General features: G+C 71.5%; 6 protein-coding genes. 2 read left to right on the top strand and 4 right to left on the bottom strand.

The genetic code is table 11. The features are described from left to right. Window positions 1-462 precede the first annotated feature (462 nt). Complete coding sequence (locus ACWJ6R_RS25015) at window positions 463-1,800, top strand: hypothetical protein (RefSeq protein WP_449064573.1); 1,338 nt, start codon at window positions 463-465, stop codon at window positions 1,798-1,800. A gap of 210 nt (window positions 1,801-2,010) precedes the next feature. Here ACWJ6R_RS25015 and ACWJ6R_RS25020 read toward each other — a convergent pair whose 3' ends face one another. Together ACWJ6R_RS25020 and ACWJ6R_RS25025 are read right to left on the bottom strand one after the other, a co-directional pair. Further along, on the bottom strand, window positions 2,011-3,324 hold the full coding sequence (locus ACWJ6R_RS25020) for an ArgE/DapE family deacylase (protein WP_449064574.1): 1,314 nt from the start codon (window positions 3,322-3,324) through the stop codon (window positions 2,011-2,013). A gap of 58 nt (window positions 3,325-3,382) precedes the next feature. Then, window positions 3,383-4,330 carry a methionyl-tRNA formyltransferase gene (locus tag ACWJ6R_RS25025; protein ID WP_449064575.1) on the bottom strand — a complete coding sequence of 316 codons (948 nt, stop codon included), beginning with the start codon at window positions 4,328-4,330 and terminating at the stop codon, window positions 3,383-3,385. A gap of 168 nt (window positions 4,331-4,498) precedes the next feature. Here ACWJ6R_RS25025 and ACWJ6R_RS25030 point away from each other — a divergent pair, with 168 nt between their 5' ends. After that, entirely contained in the window at window positions 4,499-5,833 is a 1,335-nt protein-coding gene (locus ACWJ6R_RS25030) for a lysine N(6)-hydroxylase/L-ornithine N(5)-oxygenase family protein (RefSeq protein WP_449064576.1), read from the top strand. Between the two features lie 106 nt (window positions 5,834-5,939). On the opposite strand, the gene ACWJ6R_RS25035 is transcribed toward ACWJ6R_RS25030, so the two are convergent. Together ACWJ6R_RS25035 and ACWJ6R_RS25040 are read right to left on the bottom strand one after the other, a co-directional pair. Further along, window positions 5,940-7,028 (bottom strand): FecCD family ABC transporter permease, encoded by a 1,089-nt coding sequence (locus tag ACWJ6R_RS25035; protein WP_449064577.1) that lies wholly within the window; start codon window positions 7,026-7,028, stop codon window positions 5,940-5,942. 137 nt (window positions 7,029-7,165) lie between these two features. Then, a complete protein-coding gene (locus ACWJ6R_RS25040; protein WP_449064578.1) occupies window positions 7,166-8,167 on the bottom strand; it encodes a FecCD family ABC transporter permease in 1,002 nt (333 codons plus the stop codon). Between the last annotated feature and the right edge of the window lie 86 nt (window positions 8,168-8,253).

An 8,253-nucleotide genomic window follows, 5' to 3' on the forward strand; every position in this document is an offset into this window, starting at 1 on the left:
AGGGCCGTACGTCTGCGAACGAACCCACTCAAAACATCAACTCGCCGGGGCCCTGTGGTGCAGGAGGGGGGCGGAGGGCTGAATCTGGGCAAGGTTCTGGAGCTTGCCGGAAAAGCGGGGTACGCCACGGCCCAGGGAGGCTCATGGACGACTACGCTCACAAAAACCGTTACCACTGCACCCCGAGAATTCCGGTGGATCGCACCGGTTGCCATTTCGGATTACATAATGGTGCGCAGAGTGTGGGAGACTCCGGGTGGTCACCTTTGTGCAGCCAGTGACACGATCGCCAAGGTTCCCAAAGGGGTGGCGCTCTGTGACTGGCCTCAGAATGAAGACGTCTTCTCTGCCTGTGGCCTTCCTCGCTCCAGTCGCGGCGGTGGCGGGACGCCGGGCGCTGTGGCTCCCCCCACCCCGGCCCCTCAGCCGGTGACGTCCGTCCACGGCCTACCGGACGGAACCGTGCTGCACACGACCGACACCCAGCGTATCTACAAGATGGTCGGTGGGGCTCCGGTCTGGCAGGCCACCTGCGCTGATGGTATTTGCCAGCCGCAGTCGCGTCCTACCACGCAGTCCGTCATCGACGCCGGACCCGCCACCCCGCGTAACGGGGCGTCGGCCGTCGATCAGCGAGGCAATGTCTATCTGTTCGTCGGCGGAGCGCCCATCTGGCAGGACTCCTGCGCCGCCCCGGTGAACTGCGGCACACCGGTCAAGGTGTCGAGCTGGTCGATCGATGCCCGCGACCATATGAATCGCGTGCCGGCCGACGGCAATCTCGTCCAGGCCAAGGCCGGGGCGACCGATCTGCCGGTGGCGATGACGATCGGTGGCGCGCTGATTCCCTTCGCCGATCCGCAGGAGGTGATCGACGTCGGCCAGGGCGGCAACTGGCAGCAGCGAGTCGTCGCGATCAGCGCCAACAGCTACAACCTTCTCGGATTCAACCCGGCCGACGGCACGCTCCTGCAGGGAACCGGTGGAGGCGTGTCCGGACCTGTGGCGATGGCAGCGGGCGGCGCGTTCATCCCGTTCGCCGATCCGCAGGAGGTGATCGACGTCGGCCAGGGCGGCAATTGGGCGTCCAAGGTCCGCGCCATCCCCCTCCGGGTCTTCAACGCGCGTCCTCGCGTCCCTTCGGACTCGACCCTGATCCAAGGAACCGGCGGAGGCGCGTCCAGCCCCGTGGCGACGATTGTCGGCGGTGCTCGGGTCGACTTCGCCAGCCCCCAGGAGGTCATCGACAGCGGCTACAGCGCCGACTGGCAGCCGATCGTCCGGATCATCCCCGCTCGGGCGTTCAACACGATGTCGACGAAGATCGCTGACGGGACGCGCCTCAAGAAGGCGGGCTCGCCCAGCCAGGGTGGAATCATCGGCGGTGCGAGCATCGACTTCCACAGCATGGCCGAACTGGAAGCGGCCGGATACGGCCCCCGACCCATGCAGGTGGTACCGGGACGGGTCTGGGACGCACTCACGACCCGGATCGCCGGCGGAACACGGATCAAGGACGCCGACTCCCCCAGCCAAGCCGCGATCGTGGGAGGCGCGAAGATCCCGTTCAACAGCATGGAAGAACTCACCCAAGCCGGCTACGGCGACAAACCCATGCAAGTAGTACCAGGACGGGTCTGGGACGCACTCACGACCCGGATCGCCGACGGCACCTACGTCAAGTCGCCCGACTCGGCCGCGGTATGGCTGGTCAGCGGCGGACGTAGAACGTCGGCGAGCCAGTCCACCGGGGTACAGGTGATCCCCACCCGCGTCCTGGACGCGATCCCCCTGGCCTGACGTCGGCCGCATGATGCGCCCGGTCTCCTCGTGGGAGGCCGGGCGCATCACTTCGTCACCGCGCGCCGATTCGCGCCGGGCCGGATGGGTGCTCACCAACCATCCGACTCCGGAGGAGCTGCCGGCACGGTGGGCTTCTTCTGGAAGCCGGGGTTTCCCAGAGGCCGGGCATCCAGCGAACCTGGACGACTCCAGCCCGCCGCCCTGTGCTCAGGGGACGTCGCCGTGAGCGAGGGCGAGCAGGGCCAGGGTACGGGCGGCGGTGACGACCTGGGAGATCGGCACGAACTCGTCGGGGCCGTGCGCACGGTCGATGTCGCCGGGGCCGTACTGCACGGCCGGGATGCCGCCGAGCCCGGTGAGCAGCCGCAGGTCGCTGCCGTACGGGGCGCCCCAGACCCCGGGCGGGGCACCCGCCGCCGCCGTATGCGCCTCGGTCAGCCGGGCCAGCAGACCGCCGTCGTCGGCGGGCAGGCGGCCGGAGGCGTACTGGCCGCCCCACCACTCCACCTCGACCGGATGGGCGGACAGCCACGCGTCGGCCGCGCAGACGCGGGCGACCGTCTCCTCCAGTGCGGCCCGGGCGGCCTGGACGGACTCGTCGAGCGCGACACCGAGCCGCCCCTCGGCCACCAGCTCGCCGGGGACGGAGGAGGACCAGTCACCGGCGTGCACGCTCCCGATCTCGATCGCGTACGGCAGGGCCCAGCGCCGCATCAGCGGGTCCACCTCGGCGTTGCGCCGCGCCTCCAGCTCGCGCAGCGCCGCGAAGACCGGCCAGAACTTCTCCACCGCGCTCACCCCCGCGTCCCGGCGGGCGGCGTGCGCGGCCCTGCCGGGAATCCGGAGCCGGAACGTCAGCGCGCCGCCGTTGGCGGGCACCACGTCCAGACCGGTCGGCTCCGGGATCACGCAGGCGTCGGCCCGCCAGCCGCGGCGCAGCAAGGCGTAGGAGCCGAGCCCGCCGTCCTCCTCCCCGGCCACGCAGGCGATGAGCACATCGCCGCGCGGCCGGGCCCGGCGCAGGGCGCGCACCGCGAACAAAGCGGCGACCAAGCCGCCCTTCATGTCGCAGGCGCCCCGGCCGTACAGCAGGCCGTCCTCGACCCGGCCGCTGTAGGGATCGTCGCTCCAGGCGGCGAGATCGCCGGGCGGGACGACGTCCACGTGCGCGGTGAGCATCAGGGATCGGCCGCCGCCGGCGCCGGGCAGCCGTCCGACCAGCCCCCATGCCTGGGCACGCGGAACCTCCATGCCGGGGAAGTCCGCTTCGGCGGCCAGGTCGTCCACCGGGATGGGCCAGTGGTCGACTTCCAGACCCTCCGCTCGCAGCCACTGCGCCAGTCGCTCCTGGATGACGGACTCGCCGGGAGAGCCGCCGACGCTCGGGAGGCGGACCAGCTCGGCCAGGAGATCGGTCATCGCGGCCTCCTCGCTCTCGAGCGCGGCGATCACCCCGGCGGCGTCCATCGCGGCGTCGCCGGTGGTCCCTCCGGCGGCTCCTGTCCCCTCGGCGGCTCTCACGGGCTCCTCCATCGGCTCTCACGGTCGGATACGGCGGGCTTCCCCGATCAGGACCCGGTCAGGGCCGCCGGGTCAGGTATCCGCCCATGGTGCGGAAGACCTCGGTGGCGGGCAGGTCGGCGCCGTCCTCGGTACGGACACGCTCGATGACCAGCCCGTGGCTGCGCCCGCGCCGCGCTTCGGCACCGGCCACGATGACCACGCCGTCGCCCTCACGGATGAAGACGCGGCCGGGGGTGCCTCCGTAGATCGCCTTGGAGACCGATGCCTTCAGCACACGCAGGCGTTCTCCCCTGTAGTAGGTGAAGGCGTTGGGATACGGGTCGGATTGCGCCCGGACGAGCCGGGTGATGTCCTCGGCCGGCCAGGTCCAGTCGATGTTGCCGTCCTCGATGGACCGCTTGTGGAAGAAGCTGGCCTTGGAGCGGTCCTGCGGCGTCCAGTCGGTCCGCCCGGAGGCGATGAGTCCGAGCGCCTCGGTGACGACGGGCTCGATCAGGTCCACGGTGCGGTGGAACAGGTCGGTGGCGGTGTCCTCTGGGCCGACCGGGACGGCGCGCTGCAGGACGATGTCTCCGGCGTCCAGCTCCTCGTCCATCATGTGCGCGGTGACGCCGACCTCCTTCTCTCCGTTGATCAGCGCCCAGATCAGCGGGGAGAATCCGGCGTAGGCGGGCAGCAGGGAGTCGTGCACGTTCAGCGTGCCGTACCGGGGAAGGGTGAAGATCTCCGGCGGGATCCAGGTGCGCCAGTTGTTGGCGACGATGAGGTCCGGGCGGGCCTCCTTGAGCCGGAGCATCAGCTCCTCGTCGTCGGGCCGGTTGCGCAGCAGCACCGGGATGCCGTGCTCCTCGGCCAGTTCGGCGACCGAGTCGCTCCAGATCCTCTCGTAGGCGTGATCGCTCCCGGGGTGGGTCACGACGAGCACGACCTCGTGGCCCGACCTCAGGAGCGCCTGCAATGTGCGGTGCCCCCAGGTCTGGTAGCCGAGCATCACGATCCGCATGGCGCCTCCTTGTGAGGGGAACGAGGAAAGGTTAGGCTCGATTTAATTAGGTGAGGCTAACCTAAACGATATATCGGATCATTGGAAGCCCGCCGGCCGAGAACGACCGAGCACACGCTGCGAGAACCTTCCTCCATGTCGCATGTCCAGCTCCTGGAAAGGCATTAGATGTCCCCCTCGGAGAACCATGTCCATGATCTTGTCGGCATCGGCTTCGGACCGTCGAACCTGGCCCTGGCGATCGCACTGAGGGAGCACGGCACGCGGACGGGTGAGCCGATCGACGCGGTGTTCCTGGAGAAGCAGACGGCCTTCGGGTGGCACCGCGGCATGCTCCTGGAGGGCGCGACCATGCAGGTCTCCTTCCTGAAGGACCTGGTCACCATGCGGAACCCGACGAGCGAGTTCAGCTTCCTGTGCTATCTGCGCGACCGGGGACGGCTCGCCGACTTCATCAACCACAAGACGATGTTCCCCTCACGGATGGAGTTCCACGACTATCTCGAGTGGGCGGCGGCTCCCTTCGCCGACCAGGTCGAGTACGGCTCGGAGGTCGTCGCGGTCGCCCCGGTCGTCGTCGACGGGGTGGTCGAGTTCTTCGACGTGGTCGTGCGGCGCGGCGGGAGCCCCGACGAGCTGGCCACCCGCCGCACACGCAACCTGGCGATCGCCACCGGGCTGGAGCCGTTCCTGCCGGAGGGGGCGGTGAGCGGCGAGCGCGTCTGGCACAGCGAGGAACTGCTCACCCGGGTGCCCGCGCTGCGCGACCCGAAGCGGATGATCGTGGTCGGGGCCGGGCAGAGCGCGGCCGAGGTCACCGACTACCTGCACGGCTCCTTCCCCGAGGCCGAGGTATGCGCCGTCTTCGCCAAATACGGCTACACCCCCGCCGACGACAGCTCCTTCGCCAACCGCATCTTCGACCCCGCGGCGGTCGACGACTTCTACGCCTCCTCCGAGGGGGTGAAGGAGCTGCTGCGGGGTTATCACGCCTCGACCAACTACTCGGTGGTCGACCTCGACCTCATCGACGAGCTCTACCGGCGCCACTACCAGGAGAAGGTGCGAGGCACCGAACGGCTGCGCATCCTCAACGCCTCCCGGCTCACCGGCGTCACCGCGGACCGGACCGGCCTGCGGGCCACGGTGGAGTTCCTGCCCACCGGGGAGCACACGGAGCTGGACGCCGACGTGCTGGTCTACGCCACCGGCTACCGGCCGGGCGACCCCCTCACCCTGCTCGGCGAGGCGGGCGCGTACTGCCGCCGGCTCCCCGGGGGCGGGCTGCGGATCGGGCGTGACTACCGGGTGGCCACCACCGAGGCGATGCGCTGCGGCATCTACGTGCAGGGCGCCACCGAGCACACGCACGGCCTCACCTCGACGCTGCTGTCGGCCACCGCCGTACGGGTCGGCGAGATCGTCCGGTCGATCGCCGAACGGCTGCACGGCGAGGGCCGGGACGACCGGAGCGACCAGGACCGCTACGCGCTCCGGCGCTGACGGGCCGGCCCCGGAACGTCTCCCGGGGACGTTCCGGGGCCGTGCCCGCCGGCCCGCTCGACGCGGCGGGGCGAAGACCGGCGGGCGAGGACCGGCGGGAGGAGTGTCAGGTCCGCTCGGCGCGGGCGAGCTGCCACAGCAGGAACGGCGCGCCGAGCACCCCCGTCACCACGCCGACGGGCAGGACCATGTCGGTCAGGAGACGCTGGCCGATCAGATCGCTGACCAGCACGATCACCGACCCGGCGAGGGCGGAGGCGGTGACCGGCGGAGCGGCGGCGCGGGTCAGCCGCTGGGTGATCTGCGGTGCCGCCAGCGCGACGAACAGGACGGGGCCGGCCGCGGCGGTGGCGAACGCGGCGAGCGCGGCCCCGCACAACATGACGATCATGCGGGTGCGCTGCACCGGGATGCCCAGGGCGTCGGCCACCTCGTCGCCCAGGCTCAGCGCCCGTTGGGGCCGCACCAGCAGCAGGACCACCGGCACCAGCACCGCCAGGGCCGGCGCCAGCGGCCGGGCGTGCGCCCAGCCCCGGTCGTTGAGGTTGCCCACCAGCCAGCCCAGCACCTGCTGCGCCTGGTACGGCTCCGCCCGGCTCAGCAGGTAGTAGGTGAGGCTGACGCACATCCAGCTGACGCCGATGCCCACCAGCACGATCCGGTATCCCGTGGTGCCCCGGTTCCAGGCCAGCAGGTAGATCAGCAGCCCGGCGGCGAGGGCGCCGACGAGCCCCAGCGTCTGCGAGCCGAGTCCGGGACCGGCGCCGAGAACGATCCCGGCGGTCACGGCGACGCCGGCTCCCTGGGTGATGCCGAGCATGTCCGGGCTGGCCAGCGGGTTGCGGGTGACGGTCTGGAAGAGCGCGCCGGCCATGCCGAACGCTGCTCCGGCGAGCAGGGCCACGGCGGCCCGGGGCAGTCGCAGCTCCTGCACCACGAACACGGCGGCGGGATCGTCGCCCGCGCCCCACAGCGCGGGCACCACGTCGGTCAGCGGGACGGTGTAGTCGCCGGTGCCGATGCCGACGGTCAGGCAGAAGACTCCGGACGCGGCGGCGGCCAGGGCCAGCCAGACCAGCGCGAGCCGCGGGCGCAGGAAGCCGGAGACGGCGGGCCGGGCCAGCCGGAAGGCGACACGGCCGGGGGCGCGGGCGATCGTGAGGGGGGACGTCTTCGCGGACGCCTTCGAGGACACCTTCAAGGATGCTTTCGAGGATGAGGACCCTGCCGAGGGCCCTGCCGGGGATGGTGCGGAGGGTGCCGGGGGAACGGGCGCGGGCACGGCCGGGAGCCCTTCCGGAGACATGCTCGGGAGCCCTTCCGGAGGCGCGGTCACAGTTCCGCGAGCCGGCGTCGGCGGATCAGGGCGATGAAGAACGGCGCCCCGAGGAACGCGGCGACCAGGCTCACATCGATCTCCTGCGGGCGCGCCACGACGCGGCCGATGACGTCGCCCACGAGCAGCAGGGACGGCGCGAGCAGCATCGAGGCCGGCAGCAGCCAGCGATGGTCGGGCCCGGTGATCATTCGGGCCACGTGCGGCACCACCAGCCCGACGAAGACGATCGGCCCGGTCACCGCCACCGCCGCACCGGTCAGCAGGGTGACGGCCAGGGCGACGCGCAGGCGGACCAGGCCCACCCGGTGTCCCAGCGCGGTGGCGACGTCGTCACCGAGGGAGATGCTGTTGAGGGCGGGCGCGGCGCTCAGCGCCAGCAGCGCGGCGAAGGCGATGAACGGCAGGACGGTGAGCAGCACCCCGTGGTCGTGCCCGGTCAGGGACCCCGACGACCAGTAGCGGTAGCGGTCCAGCGCCTCGGGGTCGGTCAGCGCGATGCCGCTGGTCAGCGAGTCCAGCAGGTAGGTGACCGCGACTCCGGCCAGGGCCAGCTTGAGCGGGGAGGCTCCGCCGCGGCCCCGGCTGCCCAGCAGGTAGACCACGACGGCGGCGAGCGCGGCGCCGCCGAAGGCGAACCAGAGGGAGGTCAGCAGCCCGGTGAGGCCGAGTACGCCGACGGCCGTGACGGTGCCGAAGGCCGCGCCCGCGCTGACGCCCAGCAGTCCGGGATCGGCCAGCGGGTTGCGGGTCAGGCCCTGCATGACCGCCCCGGCCAGGCCCAGCGCCGCCCCGGTGAGCACGGCGACCAGGGTGCGGACGGCCCGGGTGCCCCGGACGATGGCCTCCACCTCGGCGTCGAGCCGCGGGTGACCGGGGTCGGTGAGGGCGCGGACCACCTGGTCGAGGGGGATGGCCCGGCTCCCCACCGCCAGGGAGAGCAGGCACAGGACGGCGAGCGTCCCCGCAGCCGCGATGATCAGCAGCGGGCGCCGCATCCGCCAGGATGCGGCCGGGGCCGGGAAGGAGGAGAGCACTGTGCCGGCCGGCGGCGTACCGGACAGGCCCGTACCGGCCGCGCCCG

This window comes from Planomonospora algeriensis (assembly GCF_977012225.1).